15 protein-coding genes and 1 pseudogene are annotated in these 20,222 nt (G+C 72.2%); 10 read left to right on the top strand and 6 right to left on the bottom strand.

All coding sequences use genetic code 11. From position 1 onward, the window contains the following. A partial coding sequence (locus AB0927_RS39415; protein WP_366672677.1) for an SsgA family sporulation/cell division regulator occupies positions 1–402 on the bottom strand: 402 nt, incomplete at its 3' end. Positions 403–800: 398 nt separating this feature from the next. Here AB0927_RS39415 and AB0927_RS39410 point away from each other — a divergent pair. The 7 genes from AB0927_RS39410 (at position 801) to AB0927_RS39380 (ending at position 12,353) form a co-directional block, all read left to right on the top strand. Continuing rightward, a complete protein-coding gene (locus tag AB0927_RS39410) occupies positions 801–2,546 on the top strand; it encodes a pyruvate dehydrogenase (RefSeq protein WP_366672676.1) in 1,746 nt (581 codons plus the stop codon). A 207-nt stretch (positions 2,547–2,753) separates the two neighbouring features. Further along, entirely contained in the window at positions 2,754–5,684 is a 2,931-nt protein-coding gene (locus AB0927_RS39405) for an FAD-binding and (Fe-S)-binding domain-containing protein (RefSeq protein ID WP_366672674.1), read from the top strand. A gap of 108 nt (positions 5,685–5,792) precedes the next feature. Then, positions 5,793–6,635, top strand: a complete 843-nt coding sequence (locus tag AB0927_RS39400; protein ID WP_366672672.1) for a fumarylacetoacetate hydrolase family protein — start codon at positions 5,793–5,795, stop codon at positions 6,633–6,635. A gap of 71 nt (positions 6,636–6,706) precedes the next feature. After that, positions 6,707–7,708 (top strand): hypothetical protein, encoded by a 1,002-nt coding sequence (locus tag AB0927_RS39395; protein WP_366672671.1) that lies wholly within the window; start codon positions 6,707–6,709, stop codon positions 7,706–7,708. Continuing rightward, on the top strand, positions 7,705–8,580 hold the full coding sequence (locus tag AB0927_RS39390; RefSeq protein WP_366672670.1) for an alpha/beta hydrolase: 876 nt from the start codon (positions 7,705–7,707) through the stop codon (positions 8,578–8,580). Before AB0927_RS39395 ends, AB0927_RS39390 begins: the two co-directional genes overlap by 4 nt. A 75-nt stretch (positions 8,581–8,655) precedes the next feature. Then, on the top strand, positions 8,656–9,876 hold the full coding sequence (locus AB0927_RS39385) for an MFS transporter (RefSeq protein ID WP_366672669.1): 1,221 nt from the start codon (positions 8,656–8,658) through the stop codon (positions 9,874–9,876). A 206-nt stretch (positions 9,877–10,082) separates the two neighbouring features. Beyond that, positions 10,083–12,353 carry a helix-turn-helix domain-containing protein gene (locus AB0927_RS39380; protein ID WP_366672668.1) on the top strand — a complete coding sequence of 757 codons (2,271 nt, stop codon included), beginning with the start codon at positions 10,083–10,085 and terminating at the stop codon, positions 12,351–12,353. Positions 12,354–12,537: 184 nt separating this feature from the next. Here the strand turns inward: AB0927_RS39380 and AB0927_RS39375 are convergent, their stop codons facing one another. Continuing rightward, positions 12,538–13,374, bottom strand: a complete 837-nt coding sequence (locus AB0927_RS39375; RefSeq protein WP_366672667.1) for an alpha/beta hydrolase — start codon at positions 13,372–13,374, stop codon at positions 12,538–12,540. Between the two features lie 308 nt (positions 13,375–13,682). Between AB0927_RS39375 and AB0927_RS39370 the strand changes: the two genes are divergently transcribed. Beyond that, positions 13,683–14,657, top strand: coding sequence for an alpha/beta hydrolase (locus AB0927_RS39370; protein ID WP_366672666.1), 975 nt, complete (start codon positions 13,683–13,685; stop codon positions 14,655–14,657). 32 nt (positions 14,658–14,689) lie between these two features. Beyond that, the gene (locus AB0927_RS39365; protein ID WP_366672665.1) at positions 14,690–15,412 is read left to right on the top strand and encodes an alpha/beta hydrolase; all 723 of its coding nucleotides are present in this window, start codon (positions 14,690–14,692) and stop codon (positions 15,410–15,412) included. A 119-nt stretch (positions 15,413–15,531) separates the two neighbouring features. Here AB0927_RS39365 and AB0927_RS39360 read toward each other — a convergent pair whose 3' ends face one another. From AB0927_RS39360 to AB0927_RS39350, 3 genes and pseudogenes are all read right to left on the bottom strand, one after another. Next, positions 15,532–15,834, bottom strand: coding sequence for a WhiB family transcriptional regulator (locus AB0927_RS39360; RefSeq protein ID WP_366672664.1), 303 nt, complete (start codon positions 15,832–15,834; stop codon positions 15,532–15,534). 189 nt (positions 15,835–16,023) lie between these two features. Beyond that, the gene (locus tag AB0927_RS39355; protein ID WP_366672679.1) at positions 16,024–16,359 is read right to left on the bottom strand and encodes a GNAT family N-acetyltransferase; all 336 of its coding nucleotides are present in this window, start codon (positions 16,357–16,359) and stop codon (positions 16,024–16,026) included. Between the two features lie 30 nt (positions 16,360–16,389). Beyond that, positions 16,390–17,355: pseudogene (locus AB0927_RS39350) on the bottom strand (pirin family protein); the annotation flags it as partial. Between the two features lie 120 nt (positions 17,356–17,475). Between AB0927_RS39350 and AB0927_RS39345 the strand changes: the two are divergent. Continuing rightward, complete coding sequence (locus AB0927_RS39345; protein WP_366672663.1) at positions 17,476–17,970, top strand: carboxymuconolactone decarboxylase family protein; 495 nt, start codon at positions 17,476–17,478, stop codon at positions 17,968–17,970. 57 nt (positions 17,971–18,027) lie between these two features. Here the strand turns inward: AB0927_RS39345 and AB0927_RS39340 are convergent, their stop codons facing one another. Next, positions 18,028–19,902, bottom strand: coding sequence for an amidohydrolase (locus tag AB0927_RS39340; protein ID WP_366672678.1), 1,875 nt, complete (start codon positions 19,900–19,902; stop codon positions 18,028–18,030). Between the last annotated feature and the right edge of the window lie 320 nt (positions 19,903–20,222).

Below are 20,222 nucleotides of genomic sequence, written 5' to 3'. Positions count from 1 at the left end.
CAGGTCGAGGAAGAGTCCCTCCGCGCCCGGCGGCACGAGTGTGCGGGCCCGCTTCAGGAACGCGGTCACCGCCGAAGCCGCGAGGTACAGCACGGCCGCTCCCGCCGAGGTACGGACGACGATGCGCACCGCGTCCCGGGGACCGCCGTGCCGGGGCGACACCAGGATGTCCCCGACGCCGACGGGCCGGCTCAGTCCCTCCGCCAGGAGGCTGCGCGCGAACACCCAGTCGACGGTTCCGGTGGATGTCGTCCCGATGGAGAGGCACACGGCGTAGGGATCCGACCGGTCGTAGCGGAGTTCGGCGGGCAGCGACACATGCGGTTCGCCCGCGACGACGACGTGCACCACCACCTCGTCGGTGACCGAGGTTTCGGCGGCTCTGTAAAACGGCTGAGTCATGTCGTGTCCGTTCAGCAGGTTCTGAGGGAGGCGGCAGTCCCGCGCGAATGACCCTAAAACCCCGGATGTACGGGGCTTGCCGGGGAACGTCCCGGGCGTTGCCCGTCAGAGCACCGGACGCGGACGCCGACCGCTCCTGCCATCACCGTGGGCGGGCCCCCGGCCTGCGCTGAGAGCGCGCCGGTCGTGTCCCGAGGGCGCACCGTCGCCCGCCACGGCCGCACATCACCCGGCATCACGGCTAGTTTCGATGCCACTGGTCGCCCGCGGCGGAACTCCCCGCCCTGCGCGACGGCCGTAGGGGACAGGTGCCGCCGGCGAACGACAGCCCGGACCCCGTCCCCTCCCTGCGCTGACGCGGCCCGACGACCCCGCCCGTCCTTCCACCGAGGATCACCATGGCCAGAAAACAGACAGTTGCCGAGCAGTACGTCGACCTCCTCGCCCGCGCCGGTGTGCAACGGATGTACGGCGTGGTCGGTGACAGCCTCAACCCCGTCGTCGACGCGGTCAGACGGCACCACGGGATGGAGTGGGTCCAGGTCCGCCACGAGGAGGTCGCGGCCTTCGCCGCCGGCGCCGAGGCGCAGCTCACCGGCCGGCTGGCCGCCTGCGCGGGCTCGTGCGGACCCGGCAACCTGCACCTGATCAACGGCCTGTTCGACGCCCACCGCTCGATGGCGCCCGTCCTCGCCCTGGCCGCGCAGATACCCAGCGCCGAGATCGGCACCGGCTACTTCCAGGAGACGCATCCGGACCGGCTGTTCCAGGAGTGCAGCCACTACTCGGAACTCGTCTCCTCGCCCCGGCAGATGCCCCGGGTGACGCAGACGGCGATCCAGCACGCGGTCGGCCGGCGAGGTGTGTCGGTGGTGTCCCTCCCCGGTGACATCGCCGCCGAGGACGCCCCGGAGGGCGGCGCCGAACTCACCACGCCCCTGGACCGCCCCACCGTCCGCCCCGGCGACCAGGAACTGAGCCGGCTGATCCAGCTCGTCGACGCCGCCGAGAAGGTGACGGTCTTCTGCGGCCGCGGGGTCGAGGGCGCCCACGCCGAGGTGATGGCCTTCGCCGAGAAGGTGAAGGCCCCGGTCGGCCACGCGCTCCGCGGCAAGGAGCACATCCAGTACGACAACCCGTACGACGTCGGCATGTCCGGACTGCTCGGGTACGGCGCCGCGTACGAGGCGATGCACGAGTGCGACCTGCTGCTGCTCCTCGGCACCGACTTCCCGTACACGGACTTCCTGCCCCGCGACGTGCGCACCGTGCAGATCGACATCCAGCCCGAACGGCTCGGCAGGCGCACGCAGTTGGACCTCGCCGTCTGGGGAGACGTGCGCCAGACGCTGAGCGCGCTGACCCCCGCGGTGCGCCCGAAGACCTCCCGCCGCTTCCTCGACCGGATGCTGCGCCACCACGTCCGCGCCCTCGAAGGCGCCGTCGGCGCGTACACCCACGACGTCGACAAGCACACCCCCATCCACCCCGAGTACGTGGCCTCGGTCCTCGACGAAGTGGCCGCGCAGGACGCGGTGTTCACCGTGGACACCGGCATGTGCTGTGTATGGGCCGCCCGTTACCTCACTCCCAACGGGCGCCGCCGCATCCTCGGTTCCTTCGTGCACGGTTCCATGGCCAACGCGCTGCCCCAGGCCATCGGCGCGCAGTTCCTCGACCGCGGCCGGCAGGTGGTGTCCCTGTCCGGCGACGGCGGACTCTCCATGCTGCTGGGCGACTTCCTCACGCTCGTGCAGTACGGACTGCCGGTGAAGGTCGTCGTCTTCAACAACTCCTCCCTCGGCATGGTCGACCTGGAGATGATGGTCGACGGCCTGCCGCCCCACGGCACCTCGTATCCGCACACGGACTACGCGGCCATCGCCCGGGCCGCCGGCGCCCACGGCGTCCGGGTGGAGGAACCGTCGCAGGTGCGCGACGCGCTGCGCGAGGCGTTCGCCCATGACGGCCCCGCGCTGGTCGACGTCGTCACCGACGCCGACGCCCTCGCGATCCCGCCCAAGATCACTCCCCACCAGGTCACCGGCTTCGCCCTGTCGGCGAGCCGCACCGTCCTCACCGGCGGGGTCGGCCGCATGCTCCATCTCGCCCAGACCAACCTGCGCAACATTCCCGGGCTCTGAGGTGCCGGCCGCCCGGCGCCGGGCGCGCGGGGAGCCCCCCGGAGCGCGCCGTGCCGCGTGGCGCCGTCGGCGCCCTCGGGCAACAGGCGGTGCGCCCGAGAGCAACTGGCACACCGGCACAAAACCTAGCTTGTCGAGTGAATCAGCGCAGAAGGCGGCGTGGCGCGCGCCGTCGGCCGCGCGTTCAGCGATGCAACGGAGATTCCTATGGCATTCCTCGATCCGGAACCGGGAAAGCTGCGCCCCCTCACCACCGAGGGGCCGGCCGCCGACCGAGTGGCCCCCGGCCGGGCGACCGGGACGCCGGAGGACCTGCGGGCGGACCTGGTCCGGCTGCTGGGCTCCGGCAAGGTGCTGCACACCATCTCCGACCTGGTGCGGTACGCCTCCGACGCCAGCCCCTACCGCTTCGTGCCCCAGGTGGTCGTGCTCGCCGAGACCGTCGAGGACGTGGCCGCGGTGCTGCGGTACGCCCATGAGCACCGGCGCGAGATCGTCTTCCGGGCGGCCGGGACCTCGCTGAACGGACAGGCCCAGGGCAAGGACATCCTGGTCGACGTGCGCCGCCACTGGACCGGCTGCGAGGTGCTCGGCGACGGTGCCGAGGCGCGGATCGGACCCGGTACCACCGTGGGACGCGCCAACATCGTGCTCTCCCGGCACGGCCGGCTGATGGGCCCCGATCCGGCGAGCTCCAGCGCGTGCACGGTCGGCGGAGTGGTCGCCAACAACGCCTCGGGCATGACCGCCGGAGTCACCCGCAACTCCTACCGCCTGCTCTCCTCCCTCACCCTGGTCCTTCCGTCGGGCACGGTCGTGGACACCGCGGCCGACGGCGCCGACGACGCGCTCCGCGAGGCCGAACCCGAGCTGTACGACGGGCTGTTGAAGCTGAAGGCCGAGATCGAGGGCGACAGCGCGCTGGTCGCCCGGATCCGGGCGAAGTACGAGCTGAAGAACACCAACGGCTACCGGCTCGACGCCTTTCTGGACGGCTCCACCCCGGTGGAGATCCTGCGCGGCCTGATGGTCGGCTCGCAGGGCACCCTGGGCTTCATCGCCGAGACGGTGTTCCGGACCGTCTCCCTGGACCGGCTCACCCACACGGCACTGCTGTTCTTCCCCGACCTCCCGGCCGCCGCGGCGGCGGTGCCGCTGTTCAACGAGGCCGGAGCGCGCGCGGTCGAGCTGATGGACGGCAACACCCTGCGCGCCTGCGCGAGCGTCGACGGGGTCCCCGCGGACTGGGCCGAGCTGCCCCGGGAGACCGCCGCCCTGCTGGTGGAGTTCCGCGCCCCCGACGAGGCCGCGCACCAGGCGAACCGGCGAGCCGCCGCCGAGGTGCTGGCGCGGCTGACGCTGGTGGCCCCGGTGGCGTCCGCCACCAACCGCTTCGTCGAGGACGCGGCCACGATCAGAACGTACTGGCACGCCCGTGAGGCCTTCATGACCGCGGTCGGCAAGGCGCGGCCGGCCGGGTCGACGCTGATCACCGAGGACTTCGCGGTACCGCCCTCCCAGCTCGCGGAGGCCTCCCAGGCGCTGGCGGAACTCCAGCGGCGGCACGGCTTCGACGCCGCGGTGGCCGGCCACGCGGCACACGGGAACCTGCACTTCCTGCTCGCCTTCGACGCCGCCCGCCCCGAGGAGGTGCGGCGCTACGCGGCCTTCATGGACGAGTTCTGCGCCATGGTGACGCACCGTTTCGACGGCTCGCTGAAGGCGGAGCACGCCACCGGCCGGAACATGACCCCGTTCCTCGAACTGGAATGGGGCGCCCGCGCGACCGAGCTGATGTGGCGGATCAAGCAGACCCTCGACCCCGGAGGAGTACTGGCCCCCGGGGTGGTGCTCAACCGCGACCCCGAGGCCCATCTCCAGGGCCTCAAGACCATTCCCACCATCGAGGCCGTCGCCGATCCCTGCATCGAGTGCGGCTTCTGCGAACCGGTCTGCCCGAGCCGCGACCTCACCACCACACCACGTCAGCGGATCGTGCTGCGGCGCGAGATGATGCGCCAGCCCATCGGTTCGGCCGTCATGGACAGCCTGCTGGAGTCCTACGGATACGACGCGGTCGACACCTGTGCCGGCGACTCGTCCTGCAAGACGGCCTGCCCGGTCGGCATCGACACCGGCGACATGATGAAGCGGTTCCGGCACCAGCGGCATTCGCCGCGGGAGGAGCGGAACGCGGCCCGGGTCGCGGACCGGTTCTCCCTCATCGAGTCGTCGGTGCGCACCGCCCTCGGTGTCGCGGACCGCCTCGGCGACCGGTTCCTGGAAGGCGTCACCTCGGCGGCACGGAAGGTGGTCTCACCGGACCTGGTGCCCGAATGGCTGCCCGCCGTACCGGCGCCCGCGAGTCCCCGGCTGCCCCGCACGGACCGGGAGACCGCCGCCGCCGTCTACTACGTCGCCTGCGTCAACCGGATCTTCGCGGGACCGGAGGGCCTCGACGGCCCCTCGCTGCCCGAGGCGGTCGTCGAGGTCTCCCGCCGGGCCGGCCGCCCGGTCTGGATTCCGCCGGACGTGTCCGGCTCCTGCTGCGCGACCATCTGGCACTCCAAGGGATACGACAGCGGCAACACGCTCATGGCCAACCGCGTCGTGGAACGGGCCTGGGAGTGGACCGACGGCGGACGTCTGCCGCTCGTCGTCGACGCGTCCTCCTGCACCCTCGGCATCGGGCACGAGGTGGAGGCCTTCCTGACGCCGGAGAACCTCCGCAAGCACCGGGCGCTGACCGTCGTCGACTCGATCGTCTGGGCCGCCGACGAGCTCCTGCCGCGGCTGGAGGTGACCCACCGGCTCGACAGCGCGGTGATCCATCCGACCTGTTCGATGCGGCACCTGGGCGATGTCGAGCAGCTCCGCGCCGTCGCGCGGTTCGTCGCGCGGGACGTCCGCGAGCCCGTCTACGCCGAGTGCTGCGGTTTCGCCGGCGACCGGGGCCTGCTGCACAAGGAACTGACCGAAGCGGCGACGGCCCATGAGGCCGCGGAGGTCACCGCGAGCGCGTTCGACGCCCATCTGTCGGCCAACCGCACCTGTGAGATCGGCATGGAGCACGTCACCGGCCGCCCCTACCACTCCGCGCTGCTCGCCCTCGAACGCGCCACCCGGCCCGTCCGCTGAGCGGCGCGGCGGTATCCGGCAGCGGACCGACAGCCGCCCGCTCCTCCCCACCTCCCCCACGCCCCCCACGTCCCCCACCTCTCTTACCTCTCGCACCTGGAGCACATCGTGCGCATCGCCAATCTCGCCGGCCGGCTGGTCGTGATCAGCGCCGACCGGGCGGTCGACGTCCAGCGAGCCAGCGGCGGCCTCTTCTCCTCGGACCCGTCTGCCGTCTACGCCCGCTGGGCGGAGTTCCGCGCCTGGGCCGCGGGGGCCGATCTCGGCGGCGGGGTCCCCTTCGATCCGAGGGACCTCGGCGCGCCGTCACCGGCGCCCCGTCAGCTGCTCGCCATCGGCCTGAACTACCGCGAACACGCCTCGGAGGCGGGCTTCACCACCCCGGAGGGCATGCCACCGGTCTTCACCAAGTACGCGACCAGCATCACCGGCCCGGTGACCGAGGTGGCGCTGCCCGAGGGCGGCCACACCGACTGGGAGGTGGAGCTGGTGGCGGTCGTCGGCCACGAGGCGCACCGGGTGTCCGAGGCCGGGGCCTGGAGTCACATCGCCGGTCTGACGGTGGGTCAGGACATCTCCGAGCGCGTCATCCAGATGGCCGGTCCGGCCCCCCAGTTCAGCCTCGGCAAGTCCTATCCGGGCTTCACCCCGACGGGGCCCTGGCTGGTGACCCCGGACGAGTTCGACGACCCCGACGACCTTGAGCTGACCTGCGCCGTCAACGGCGAGGAGGTGCAGCACGACCGCACCCGGCACCTCATCTTCTCCGTACCGGCCCTCGTCGCCAGGCTGTCCCAGGTGCTCCCCCTGCTGCCGGGTGACGTCATCTTCACCGGCACTCCGGCCGGCGTCGGCCTCGGCCGCTCGCCGCAGCGCTGGCTCGCCCCCGGCGACGAACTGGTCAGCTCCATCACCGGCATCGGCGAACTGCGTCAGCGGTTCACCGGCTGAACGCGCGGGACCACAGCCGAACGCGGGGTCCCGCAGCGGTACGAAACACCATCAAGAGACTGGAAGAAGCAATGACTGCAACCGTGCAGGGCAAATGGGCCGGCCTCCTTGCCGCTGCCGTGGCGGCGGCACTGGCCGCGACCGCCGCGGGCCCGGCGTCCGCCTCCACGGCCCCGCGACCCGACGTGCGCTTCGTGTCGCATCTGAACATGGACGACGGGCAGCGCCCGGAGAACATCACCCTGGAACCCGACGGCAGCGCCGATGTCACCTTCGCCTACAGCCGTCAGCTCGCCCGCATCACCCCCGACGGCCGGGTGCACGTGCTCGCGACCCTGCCGGCGCCGCCGGCCGGCGCCGTCACCCCCGCCCTGACGTCGCCCTTCCTCGGCGGCATCGTCCGGACCGAGGACGGCACCCTCTACTTCCTGTACGCCACGGGCACCAGTGAGCTGACCGGCCTGTGGCGCCTGCGTCCCGGCGGGACGCCCGAGCGCATCGCCGCGCTCCCGGCCGACGGACTGCCCAACGGCCTGGCCCTCGACAGCGGCAGCGGCCTGCTGTACGTGGCCGACTCGGTGCTCGGCACGGTCTGGCGGGTGCCCACCACCGGGGGCACGCCCACCAAGTGGGCCGTCGCGCCCGAGCTGGCGTCCACCGGGTTCCTGGGCGCCAACGGCATCAAGATCCACAACGGTGCGGCCTGGGTGACGAACCTGGACAAGGGCACGGTGCTGCGCATCCCGATCACCCGTCAGGGCACCGCCGGTGCCGTCGAGACGCGGGCGACCGACCTCGTGAACATCGACGACTTCGCCTTCACCGGCGCCGGTGACACCCTGCTGGCCGCGATCAACGCGGACAACGAGGTCGCCCTGGTCAGGCCGGACGGTACCCACACCATCGCGCTGACCTCCGCCGACGGGCTGGAGAACCCGACCTCCCTGGCCGTGCGGGGCTCCACGGCGTACATCGCGAGCGGCGCCTACTTCACCAACGCGGACCCCAACCTCCTCGCCGCCCGGTTCACCTCCGGTGGCACGTCCATCGACTCGAAGGCCGGGCACCGATGACAGAGCCGACGGGCATCACCCACCACACCGCCGTACTCAACGGGATCAAGCAGCACTGGGTCAGCGCCGGCGAGGGACCGCCGGTCTACCTGCTGCACGGCTTCCCCGAGACCTGGTACGGCTGGCGCAAGCAGATACCCGCCCTCGCCGAGCGATACACCGTGATCGCCCCGGACCTGCGCGGCTACGGCGACACGGACAAACCCGCCGCCGGCTACGACAAGCGCACCATGGCCAACGACGTGGTCGCGCTGATGGACCACCTCGGTCACGAACGCATCGCCCTGATCGGCCACGACCGCGGCGCCCGCGTCGGCACCCGGTTCGCCAAGGACCACCGCGACCGGATCGACCGCTTCGTCGCGATGGACAACATCCCCACCCGGATCATCGCCGACACCTACGACGTGAACCTCGCCCGGCAGGGCTACTGGTTCTTCACCTTCCTCGGCGTGCCCGACCTCCCCGAGGCCCTGATCGCCGGCCGCGAGGAGACCTGGCTCACCTACTTCTACCGCAGCTGGTCCTACGACCCCGAGATGCTCACCCCCGAGGAGATCGCCGTCTACGTCCGCGCCTACCAACAGCCGGGCGCGGTGCGGGGATCCTGCATGGACTACCGGGCGGCCCCCGAGGACGTCGCCCAGGACCGCGAGGACGCCGACCAGCTCATCGACTGCCCCGTACTCACCATGTGGGGCGAGGACTTCAACATCGTCGGACAGGCCTACGACGTCCTCGACGTCTGGAAGGGCCTGGCCCGCGACGTCCGCGGCATACCGATCCCCCAGTGCGGCCACCTCTGCCAGGAAGAACAGCCCGAGGTCGTCAACGCAGAACTCCTCGACTTCCTCACCGGCTGGGAGGGCTGACGCCCCTGCCGTCCGTGGTGCGGCGGAACGCAGCCGTCCCGCCGCACCACCTCGAGACCTGAGACCCCATCAAAGATGAACCGCCTCCACCCCGCTCCCGCTCGCGGCCGCCCCTTCCTGCCCCATGCCGCCGCCTTCTGGCTGCTCGGGGCCATCCAGCTGCTCCTGCTGGCCGCCGCGAGCGCCCCCTCCCCGCTGTACCCCGTCTACCAGGCCCACTGGGGTTTCTCGGCGGCCACCACCACCGTGGTGTTCTCCCTCTACGCCATCGGCCTGCTGCTCGCCCTGACGGTGGTCGGCGCGCTCTCCGACCACGTCGGCCGCCGCCCCGTGCTCGCCGTCTCGCTGCTTCTGGAGACGGGCGCCATGGCGATCTTCGTCACCGCCGGCGGCGTCGGCTCGCTGCTGCTCGCCCGCACCCTCCAGGGCCTGGCCACCGGCGCCGCGACCGGCGCCATCAGCGCCGGCCTGGTCGACCTCCAGCCCAGCCACCGCCCCCACCTGGGAGCGCTGGTGAACAGCGTCTCCTCGCTCCTGGGCCTCGCTTCCGGAGCGCTGGGGTCGGGGCTGCTGGTCCAGTACGCCCCCGCCCCGACGACCCTGGTCTTCGTGCTGCTGGGCGCGGTGTTCGCGGTGTCCGTCGTCGGCGTCGCCCTGATGCCCGAGACCGCGGCGCGCCGATCGGGCGCGCTCGCCTCCCTGCGGCCGCGGGTGTCGGTGCCCCACCGGGCCCGGCCGCACTTCGTGGCCATCGCGCCCAGCCTGGTGGCGCTCTGGGCGCTCGGCGGGTTCTCGCTGTCCCTCGGTCCCGCGCTGACCGCCGACGTCCTGCACGTCCACGACCACGTCATCGCCGGTGTGGTGATCGGACTGCTCACCGGCATGGGCGCCGTCGGTTCGCTCGCCCTCCAGCCCCGGGAACCGCGGCAGGCGCTGACGGCCGGATCACTGGCGCTCGCCGTCGGCATGACGCTGACCCTGATCGGCGTCTCGGCCGGTGTCCCGGCCGCCTACCTCCTCGGCACCGCGGTCGCCGGCTTCGGCTGGGGTGCCGCGCTGCTGGGCTCGTTCCGTACGGTGGTTCCGCTGGCCGAGGCCGAGGAACGGGCCGGGGTGCTGTCGACCCTCTACGTCGTCGGCTACCTGGCCTTCAGCCTCCCGGCGATCGCGGCCGGGGTGATCGCCACCCGATTCGGCCTGCACCGGACCGCCGACGGTTACGCGACGATCCTGATCCTGCTGTCGGTGGTGGCGATCGCGCTGCTGTCCGGCCGACGGCGGCACCCCAAGCCGTAACCGTCTACCCATCGATAATTCGCTGATCAGTTCATATATCCACACATACCGCATGTATCCGTCCTGTGTGAGCGATTCATCCACTCGCTATACGATTCAGGCCATCGCCCGATGCTCACTGCTGAGCGCGTGCGCAGGCCACCCGGCAGGGGCTCGGGCCTGGGCGTGGCGGAGTGGTTGAGATACAGGCCGGCTGAGGGAACAAGGTGGAGGCACGGGTGGCCGACGCGGGTGGTGCGGGATTCGGGACGCTGCTACGGCAGTTCCGGTTGGCCGCGTCGTTGACGATCGAGGCGTTGGCGGAGGCGTCCGGGGTCAGCGTCCGCGGGATCGGGGACCTGGAGCGCGGACGACGGGCGACCCCCCAGCGCAGGACGGTGGCGGCGCTCGCGGACGGACTGGGGCTGGACGATGCGGACCGGGAGCGGCTGCTGGCCGTCGCCCGGAGCGGCCGCAACCCGGTCCACCGTCCGGCGGGGCTGCATGCCTTCCCCCGTGGCATCGACGACTTCGTGGGCCGGGAGCCGGAGCTGGCGCGGCTGATGTCGCTGGCCGCCCAGGAGACCGCCGGGATACCGGTGGTGGTGGCGGTGTCCGGACCTCCCGGCACCGGCAAGACCACCCTGGCCCTGCACGCCACCCACGCGCTGGCCGGACACTTCCCCGACGGGCAGCTGATGCTCGACCTGCGGGGCATGGACGACGACCCGCCGGACCCCGGCGAGCTGATGCTCCACGTCCTGAAGGCGTTGGGGGTGGCCGACCGGGATCTGGCCAAGGCCGGCCCGAAGGGCCATCCGGAGCTGTACCGGCGGATGCTGGCCGAGCGGCGCTGTCTTCTCGTGCTGGACAACGCCCGCGACGAGGCCCAGGTCCGCCCACTGCTCCCCGGCGCGGGTTCCGCGATGGTCCTGATCACCAGCCGGCGGATGCTCACCGGCCTGGAGAGCGTCCACCGCCTTCCCCTCGGCGAACTGTCCCGCACCGACGCCGCCGCCTTCCTGACCGCCCTGGTCGGCAAGGAACGCGCGGACGCCGACCCGGGCGCGCTGGCCGAGGTCGCCCACCGCTGCGGACATCTGCCGCTCGCCCTGCGCGTGGCGGGCAACTGGCTCGCCACCCGCACCGGCTGGACCGTACGGCGCCTCGCCGACCGCCTCGCCCAGGAGGAACGCCGCCTGGCCACCCTCACCGCCGGCGACCTGCACGTCTCGGCCGCCTTCGACCTCTCCTACCGCCAGCTCACCCCCGACGCCGCCCGCCTGTTCCGCCTCCTCGCCCTGGTCGACGGCCCGGACACCAGCGCAGCCGGCGCCGCCCAGCTCACCGGACAACCCCTCTTCGACACCGAGGACACCCTTGAGGAACTCGTCGAAACCGGCCTGCTGAACACCCACCAGGACCGCTACCGCCTCCACGACCTGCTGCGCCTGTACGCCCGCGACCGGCTGCGCACCGAGGAACCCGGCGAGGACATGGAGGCGGCCCGCTCCGCGCTGCGCCGCTGGCTGCTGGAGACCGCCGTCGTGGCCGGCCGCTGGTACGAACCCGACCACGGCGCCCCACCGGCCACCTGGCAGGGCACCGTCGACCTGTCCAGCGCCGAACACGCCCGCCACTGGCTCCAGGCCGAGGGCACCAACTGGCTCGCCGCCCTGCGCGCGGCCGCCACCGCGGGCGACCACACAACCGTCGTCGAGGTCGCCGAAGCCCTGCACTGGTTCTCCGACCAGTGGATCTTCTGGGGACACTGGCCCGAGGTCTGCGGCATCGCCGCGGACTCCGCCCAGGCGCTCGGCGACCCCCTCCTCGAAGCGACCCACCTCAACAACTACGCGTGGGCCCTGCTCGTCTGCGAAAGCCGCCACCACGACAGCCTCGCCCGCGCCGCCGAGGCCCTGCGGGCCGCCCAGCGTGCCGAAGACCTCCTCCAGCAGGGCTGGGCGCACAGCTACACCGCCTGGGCCCTCAGTCTGCTCGGCGAACATGCCGCGGCGGTGCGTCACAACCGGGAGGCGGCCAGGCTCTTCGAGGCGGCAGGCGACCTGCACGGCACCCTGCACGCCATGAGCAGCCACGCCAGCACCCTTCTGGAGGCGGGCCGGTACCGGGACTCCATCACGGAACACCTGCGCACGCTCGCCTTCCTCGAACAGGCCGGCGACGACATCGAACCGCACAGCGCCGACTTCAACCGCGTGAACATCGAGACGTCCATCGGCCGGGCCAACGCCTACCTGGGGAACTGGTCCGAGGCCGCCGCCCACCTGCGCACCGCCGTGGACCTCAGTCACGCCAACGGACATTCCGGTCTGGAGAGCCGCGCCCTGGTGCACCTCGGCAACGCCCTGCTGGCCGCCGGTCACCGGGACGAGGCCCGCAGCGCCTACGCCCGGTGCCTCGCCCTCGGCACGGCGGCCAACCCCCAGCACATCGCCACGGCCCGGGAACGCCTGGCCGACCTCGGCCCTCGGTGAACCGCCGGCGCCCGTCACGCACACGACGCTTCGTCACACCAAGGTCGTCCCCGTCCCCCGCCCCCCGTCCCGGCTCGCCCGTGCGGTGCGCGCGCGCCGCCGTGTCGATCCTGGCCGACACGGCGGCGCCGACGCGTCCCTCAGCGCACGGGAACTTGCCCGAGAGTGCACCGCCCTGCCGGGGTCACTTCGCCAGGAAGGCGAGGAGTGCCGCGTTGACCTCCTCGGCGTGCGTCCACAGCAGGCCGTGCGGGGCGCCCTCGATCTCCACGTACTCCGCGGACGGGAGCGCCTGGTGGAAGGGCCGCGCGGTGCCCTCGGCGGGCAGGATGCGGTCGCCCGTACCGTGCAGGATCAGGGCCGGCACGTCGATGGCCGGGATGTCGGCCCGGAAGTCGGTGTACCAGGTCGACGGCGCGGCGGCGGCGGCGAAGAAGCCGCCGCCCGCCGCGACGTTCCAGCTGTTGCGGACCGCGTCCTCGCTGATCCTGGTGCCGAGGTTCTCGTCGAGGTTGTAGAAGTCCTTGAAGAAGTCGCTGTAGTACGCGTAGCGGTCCGCCTTCACGGCCGCGACGACGCCGTCGAAGAACTCCTTGGGGGCGACCCCGTCCGGGTTGTCGTCGGTCTGGAGCAGGTAGGGCTCCAGCGAGGCCAGGAAGGCGACCTTGGCGACCCGGGCGGAGCCGTAGGTGGACACGTACCGGGCGACCTCGCCGGTACCCATCGAGAAGCCGACCAGGACGGCGTCCCGCAGGTCGAGGGTCTCCAGCACGGTGTTCAGGTCGGCCGCGAAGGTGTCGTAGTCGTAGCCGGTCGTCGGCCGGCTGGACTGCCCGAAGCCGCGGCGGTCGTAGGTGATCACGCGGTAGCCCGCGTCGAGCAGCACGGCGCTCTGCCGCTCCCAGGACTGGCCGTCGAGCGGGAACCCGTGGATGAGGACGACCGGCTGCCCGCTTCCGTGGTCCTCGTAGTAGAGGTCGATCGGGGTGGAGTTCTCCTGGCCCACGGTGATGTACGACATGATGTCCGCTCTTTCGTCAAAAGTACCTGCTGGTCACAGGTACCGACACGCTAGGACGGGCGCTCCGCCGCCGGTGTCCCCGTGGCGCACCCCTTCTTGTCCGCGAGTGCCGTGCGCCGGTGGCCGGAAACATACGTGCCGCCGCCGGGGCGGGTGGGCACGGACAGACCAGACGCGGTACGCCGACGGGCAATGCACCGGGCCGAACCGCCCATAGCGTCGGGGCACGAGCCCTCGGCTCTCCGACCGGCCGGCTCCCCGAGCGCCGGTCCGGCTGCCCGACCCGCTGACGCAGGAGACAGACAAACATGTCCGAAGACCCCACCACCCGGTCCGCACCCGTGCTGGAGCAGGCCGCCGCGGACTTCGCCGCGGCCACCGCCGACCACCCGTACCTGTTCGAGCTGGCGCCCGCCGAGGGGCGCAAGGCGGTCGACGAGGTGCAGTCCGGTGAGGTCGCCAAGCCCGCGGTGGACGAGGAGTGGATCACCGTCCAGGGCGGACCCACCGGTTCCGTCCGTGCCCGCATCGTCAAGCCCGCCGGTGCCACCGGCGTCCTGCCCGTCATCGTCTACATCCACGGCGCGGGTTGGGTGTTCGGCAACGCGCACACCCACGACCGCCTGGTCCGGGAGCTGGCGGTGGGTGCCGGGGCCGCGGTGGTGTTCCCCGAGTACGACCTGTCGCCGGAGCACCGCTACCCGGTCGCCATCGAGCAGAACTGGACCGTGGCCCGCTGGATCGTCACCGACGGTGCGAGCAAGGGCCTGGACGCCACCCGCATCGCCGCCGCCGGCGACTCCGTCGGCGGCAACATGACCGCGGCCCTGACGCTCATGGCCAAGGAGCGGGGCGGCCTCCCGCTGGTCCAGCAGGTGCTGTTCTACCCGGTGACCGACGCCTCGTTCGACACGCCCTCCTACCACCAGTTCGCCACCGGGTACTTCCTGCGCCGCGACGGCATGCAGTGGTTCTGGGACCAGTACACCACCGACCCCGCCCAGCGGGCCGAGGCCACCGCCTCCCCGCTGCGGGCCGGCATCGAGCAGCTCACCGGCCTGCCGCCGGCGCTCGTCATCACCGGCGAGGCCGACGTCCTGCGCGACGAGGGCGAGGCGTACGCCAACAAGCTCCGCCAGGCCGGAGTGGCGGTGACCGCCGTCCGCTACCAGGGCATCATCCACGACTTCGTGATGCTCAACGCGCTGCGCGGCACGCACGCCGCCGAGGCGGCCATCGCCCAGGCCGTGCACACCCTGCGCACCGCACTGCACACCGCCTGACCCGCGGTCCGTCCCCGAAAGGAACTTCCCCCTTGTCGCCTACCGACAACCCGACCGTCGTCCTGGTCCACGGCGCGTTCGCCGACGCGTCGAGTTTCGCCCGCGTCATCCCCGAACTGCTGGGCCGCGGCCTGAATGTGGTGGCCCCGGCGGTGCCCAACCGCAGTCTGCTCGGCGACTCGGCCTACATCGCCTCGGTCGTCCGGCAGATCCCCGGGCCCGTGGTCCTGGTCGGCCACTCCTACGGAGGCGCCGTGATCACGGTCGCCGGTGTGGAGGACAACGTCAAGGCGCTGGTCTACCTGGCCGGTTACGCCCTGGAGGAGGGCGAGAGCCTGGGCGAGCTGCAGGGCGGCTTCCCCGACTCGGACCTGGCCGGCGCGCTGGTCTACACCCCCTTCCCGCTGGAGGGTTCCCCCGCGCCCGGCACGGACGTCTCGGTGCGGCCCGACAGGTTCCACGCGGTCTTCGCCGCCGACGTGGACCCCTCTCTCGCCGCCGTCCTCGCCGTCTCCCAGCGCCCGCTGGCCGCGCAGGCCTTCGGCGAGAAGGCCCCGGCGGCGGCCTGGAAGACCAAGCCCTCGTGGGGCCTGGTCGCCGCTTCCGACCACACCATCAACCCCGACGTGGAGCGTTACGGCTACGAGCGGGCCGGCATGACCACCATCGAGGTCGACTCCTCGCACCTGGTGATGCTCGCCCACCCGGGCCGGGTCGCGGACCTGATCGAAGAGGCGGTCCGCGCCGTGCGCTGACCGACCGCGGGCCTGTCCGTGGCGCACGACGAAGCTCCCGTGGCCGACGGCGACTTTTCCGAGTCGTCCGTCCGCCACGGGAGCTTCGTCGTGCCGGGCGCCGGGCCGGTGAAGACCGGCTACCGTCCTCGGCTCGGCGCCCGGCCGGCCTGTCCCTGCCGGGCGATGTGCCTGCGCTCGGCCTCGGTCAGCCCGCCCCAGACGCCGTACGGCTCCCCCAGGGCCAGCGCGAACAGCGCGCACTTCTCCCGCACCGGGCAGGCCTGGCACACGCTGCGGGCCCGCTCCTCGCGGCGGGCCCGCTCGATGCCCCGCTCGCCTGCCGGGGAGTAGAAGACGGCACCGTCCAGGCCCCGGCAGGCGGCCTCCATCTGCCACTCCCAGACATCGGCAAGGGGGCGGATCCTCTTCTTCGCGCGCATCGTGCACCAACTCCCGTCCGGTGTATGGGTGATGACCCGACCGATGCGGGTGACCGGGCCACTCACCACGCTAGGCAAGCCCGCCCGGACGGCGTGATCGAGCGCGCACGACGACCGCGCCCCCCGCGAACGATCGGTTCGCGGGGGGCGCGGTGGCGGGGTGGGCGGAGTTGTCGACGCGGGGGTCGGTCAGCCCAGTTCCCCGCGGAGCCAGTGCCTGACGTCCGGGGTGACCGGGTCGGCGATGTCGGCGAACTCGTCGTGCCGCTCCAGGAAGCCCGCCACGTACGGGCAGACCGGCACGACGCGCTTGCCCGCGGCGCGCACGTCGGTCAGGGCCTCCTTGACCAGGCGGGACGCGAGGCCCTGGCCGGCGAAGGCGTCGTCGATCTCGGTGTGGTAGAAAACGCGCTGCTCGTCGCGGTCCAGGTACTCGGTGAAGCCGGCGAGTACACCGTCCACGTGGATCTCGTAGCGGTGCTTGTCCTCGGCTCGTTCGACGACGGGGCTGACGGGCGTGGCCATGGCATGCCTTTCGGGAGAGGGGGGTGCGGGATTGCGGCGCGGGCGGATGGCGGCGTTGGGCAGGGCCGGGGCGGGCAGCCGGTCCCCGTCGTAGCCCCTCACCTCGCCGAAACGGTCGGAGGCGTGCTGCCATTCCTCCCGCGCCTGGACGATCTCTTCGTGGCTGCGGCCGACGAAGTTCCACCACATGACGATCTGCTCGTCGAAGGGCGGGCCGCCGAGCAGGATCATCCGGGCCGCTCGGTCGGTGGTGTTGGTGATCTCCAGGGTCGCGTGGCCGGGGGCGAGGTAGCCGAGGTCGGCCCGGCGCAGCGGCGTGCCGGCCAGCCGGACCTCGCCGAGGTCGACCAGCAGACCGTGCTCGAAGCCCTCGTCGACGGCGAGCGTGACGGTCGCGCGCGGCTGGAGGGTGATCTCGGCGCCGAGCAGCGGGGTGAAGGTGGGCACGGGCGAGGTGTCGCCGGCCAGCGAGCCGAGGAAGACCCGTGCCTCGCCACCGTCCAGCGGGACCGGGCGCGGGACGTGGTGGTGGAAGGCGCGCGCGGCGCCCCGGTGCTCGCCGGGCAGCGCCACCCACAGCTGCACCCCGTGCAGCACCGTGGTCTCGGGGGTCGAGACCTCCGTGTGGGCGATGCCGTGCCCGCCCGTCATGAGGTTGAGCTCGCCGGGACGGACGAATGCGTGGATGCCCAGGCTGTCGCGGTGTTCGATCTCGCCGCTGAACAGCCAGCTCACCGTCTGGAGTCCGATGTGGGGGTGCGGGGCGACGTCCATCCCGCCGGTCTCGGCGACGTTGTCGGGCCCGTAGTGGTCGGCGAAGCACCAGGCGCCGATCAGGGTCCGGGCGCGCTGCGGCAGGGTGCGCCGCACCGTCATCGCGCGCGGGCCGCCCAGGGGGACGTCCCGTGCGGAGAGGACCTCCACCGCCGGGCCCGCTTCCCCGTCCGAGGTCGGACCGTGCGACAGTTCGATGGAATGAGCCTCGACGTTGCTCATGATGAAGCACCTCCCGCTTTCGTTGCTTATTCAACTATCATGCGGGTGATCACGGGCGCCACTCCCCGAGGGTGCGCCTGTCCACACGCCGCCCGGGAGCGGCCCGCCGAAGGAGTGCAGGTGAACGATCCGACCCAGGCGCAGGCTCTGGCGGGCCGACGGGTGTACGTCGACAAGCAGAGTCCGCGGGCGTACCAGGCCCTGACCCGGACCGCCGAGGAGGTGCGGGCGGTCGCGGCCGACGCCGGCCTGGACCGCCGGCTGGTGGAACTGGTCAACCTGCGGGTCTCCCAGATCAACGGCTGCGCCTACTGTCTCAGCCTGCACACCCGGGCCGCGCTGCGCGCCGGGGAGACCACCCAGCGCCTCGGCGTGCTCCCGGCGTGGCGGGACACCGAGCTGTTCAGCCCCCGGGAGCGGGCGGCGCTGGCCCTGGCGGAGGCGACCACCAGCCCGGCGGACGCCGCCGCGCAGGAGGACGCCTACGACGACGCCCGCCGGGTGCTGACCGACGAGGAGATCTCCGCGGTGGTCTGGGTGGCGATCACCATCAACGCCTTCAACCGCGTCTCCATCCTCAGCAAGCACCCGGTGCGGGCGATCCCGGCGCAGTGACCGGCGCGGTGCCGCCGGACCCTGGAGAGGGTCAGGCGGCTCCCGGCCGGCCGGCGGTCACAGGAAGCACGGGTCGAACAGCTCCGTGCCGCCCTCCGGGGCCAGCCCGCGCCGGACGCGCCACTGCCGGTGGTGTTCCGACTCGGCGACGGCCTGGCCGAGCAGCTCGGCCTGCCGGGCGCCGGTGCTGTGCGGTGCTCCGGCGGCCTGGTAGCCGCCGAAGTGGGCGACCGGGCTCCACCCGGGGCTGACGGCCGGGATCTCCTCCGCCATCCCCTCGTACTCGGCTTCGGCGTGCACGATCCGGCCGCCGACCACGGTCAGCACCGACTCGATGTGCACGATGTCCTGCTCCGGCACGGTGAAGTAGTCGTCGGACAGCACGGCCAGGTCACCGTAGTAGCCGGCCCGCAGGATGCCCTTGACGTCCTCCTCGCCGGTCAGCGCGGCACCGGCGCGGGTGTACATCGCGAGCGCGGTCTCCCGGTCGACCCGGTTCTGCGGCGGCCGCAGGACATGGCCGCCCAGGGTCCGGCCGGATATCAGCCAGTGCAGGGCCACCCAGGGGTTGTAGCTGGAGACCCGGGTGGCGTCGGTACCGGCGCCGACGGTCAGCCCGCGCTCCAGCATGGCCCGCACCGGCGGGGCCTCCGCGGCCGCGCCGAGGCCGTAGCGCCGGGTGAACGCCTCGCCCTGGAAGGACATCCGGTTCTGCACGGACATCGCACCGCCGAGGGCCGCGATGCGGTCCAGGCTGTCCCGGGACACGGTCTCCGCGTGGTCGAAGAGCCACCGGTTGCCGGCCGGGAACAGTCCCTCGGCGGCGAGCTTCTCGAAGACCGCCAGGTCGCGCCGGATGGTCTCGTCGTAGGTCGCGTGCAGCCGGAAGCCCCAGCCGTGCTCCAGCAGCAGGCGCACCGCCTTCTCGAACTCGGGCTCGTAGCCGGCCAGTTCGGGGCGGGGTTCGGCGAAGTTCTCGAAGTCGGCGGCGGCCCACGTGAGGTTCTCCCCGGCGCCGTTGAGCCGCAGCCACTCGTCGCCGTCCTCGGGGCGGACCATCTCGATCCAGCGCGCGAGGTCGTCGAGTTCCTGGCCCGCGGTCTGCGGGAACAGGTGGTAGGCGATCCGCAGCGACAGCCGCCCCTCGCCGGCCAGCTCGGTCACCGTGCGGTAGTTGTCCGGGAAGTTCTGGAAGCCTCCGGCGGCGTCGATCGCGGAGGTCAGCCCGAAGCGGTTCAGCTCGCGCAGGAAGTGCAGGGTGGAGGTCTTCATGTCCTCCCCCTCCAGCGTCGGCGCCTTGGCGAGCGTGGAGTAGAGGATCAGCGCGCTGGGGGCGGCGAGCAGCATGCCGTTGGGTTCGCCGTTACGGCCCCGGACGATCTGACCGCCCTTGGGGTCGGGGGTGTCCCGGGTGTAGCCGACGGCCTTCAGCGCCGCCCGGTTCAGGATCGCCGACTGGTACAGGTGCAGGACGAACACCGGGGTGTCCGGGGCGGCCGCGTTCAGCTCCGCCGGGGTGGGCAGCCGTCGCTCGGCGAACTGCTCGGCCGACCAGCCTCCCACCACCCGCACCCACTGCCCCTTGGGGGTGCGGGCCGCCTGCTCACGCAGCATGGCCAGTGCCTGGCGCAGCGAGGTGACCCCGTCCCAGCGCAGTTCCAGGACGTAGTTGAGGCCTCCTCTGATCACGTGCAGATGCGCGTCGTTGAGGCCGGGCACGACGCGCCGGCCGACCGCGTCGATCACGGTGGTGGCGGGGCCGACGAAGGGAGCGACGTCCGCGTCGTCGCCCACGGTCAGCACGCGGCCGTCGCGAATGGCGAGCGCTCCGGCGTGCGGGCGGCTCTGGTCACCGGTGTAGATCTTCGCGTTGCGGACGACCACGTCCGCGGCATCCTCGGTGGCACGCGGGACCAACCCGCCGACCGGCATAGTAGTCACTTCGGCAGACTCCAAACGGGGGGTTCGGACGGGCTGTCGGACCCGGTCCGGTACGGGATACTGATCGCCTGGCGGCGGCCAGGTGGGCGGAGACCGTTCCGGGCCCACGTGGCCGCCGGTCAAGGACGCTAGGTCTTCGCGCCCTCCCGTGTTGTCCGGCGGTGCACCGCTTCCGGCACTCCAGTGCACTGAGCGTCACTCCGACCGCCGGACACCCCCTAGTAGTGCTTTGTTAGGTCGTGTCGTAGGGCTGCCATGGGGTGGGTTGTCGGCAGGTGGGGCAAGTGCCGGTCCAGGTGGCCAGCAGGTGC

This window comes from Streptomyces sp. NPDC048106, from assembly GCF_040706415.1.
GTDB lineage: Bacteria > Actinomycetota > Actinomycetes > Streptomycetales > Streptomycetaceae > Streptomyces.
Note: the sequence above shows the minus strand (reverse complement) of the source record. Positions and strands in the feature narration are given on the sequence as shown.

What these genes read in the sequence shown, in the direction of transcription:
- AB0927_RS39410 (WP_366672676.1), top strand. Translation starts at nt 801, where the DNA reads ATGGCCAGAAAACAGACAGTTGCCGAGCAGTACGTCGACCTCCTCGCC.
- AB0927_RS39405 (WP_366672674.1), top strand. Translation starts at nt 2,754, where the DNA reads ATGGCATTCCTCGATCCGGAACCGGGAAAGCTGCGCCCCCTCACCACC.
- AB0927_RS39395 (WP_366672671.1), top strand. Translation starts at nt 6,707, where the DNA reads ATGACTGCAACCGTGCAGGGCAAATGGGCCGGCCTCCTTGCCGCTGCC.
- AB0927_RS39390 (WP_366672670.1), top strand. Translation starts at nt 7,705, where the DNA reads ATGACAGAGCCGACGGGCATCACCCACCACACCGCCGTACTCAACGGG.
- AB0927_RS39385 (WP_366672669.1), top strand. Translation starts at nt 8,656, where the DNA reads ATGAACCGCCTCCACCCCGCTCCCGCTCGCGGCCGCCCCTTCCTGCCC.
- AB0927_RS39375 (WP_366672667.1), bottom strand. Translation starts at nt 13,374, where the DNA reads ATGTCGTACATCACCGTGGGCCAGGAGAACTCCACCCCGATCGACCTC.
- AB0927_RS39370 (WP_366672666.1), top strand. Translation starts at nt 13,683, where the DNA reads ATGTCCGAAGACCCCACCACCCGGTCCGCACCCGTGCTGGAGCAGGCC.
- AB0927_RS39360 (WP_366672664.1), bottom strand. Translation starts at nt 15,834, where the DNA reads ATGCGCGCGAAGAAGAGGATCCGCCCCCTTGCCGATGTCTGGGAGTGG.
- AB0927_RS39355 (WP_366672679.1), bottom strand. Translation starts at nt 16,359, where the DNA reads ATGGCCACGCCCGTCAGCCCCGTCGTCGAACGAGCCGAGGACAAGCAC.
- AB0927_RS39340 (WP_366672678.1), bottom strand. Translation starts at nt 19,902, where the DNA reads ATGCCGGTCGGCGGGTTGGTCCCGCGTGCCACCGAGGATGCCGCGGAC.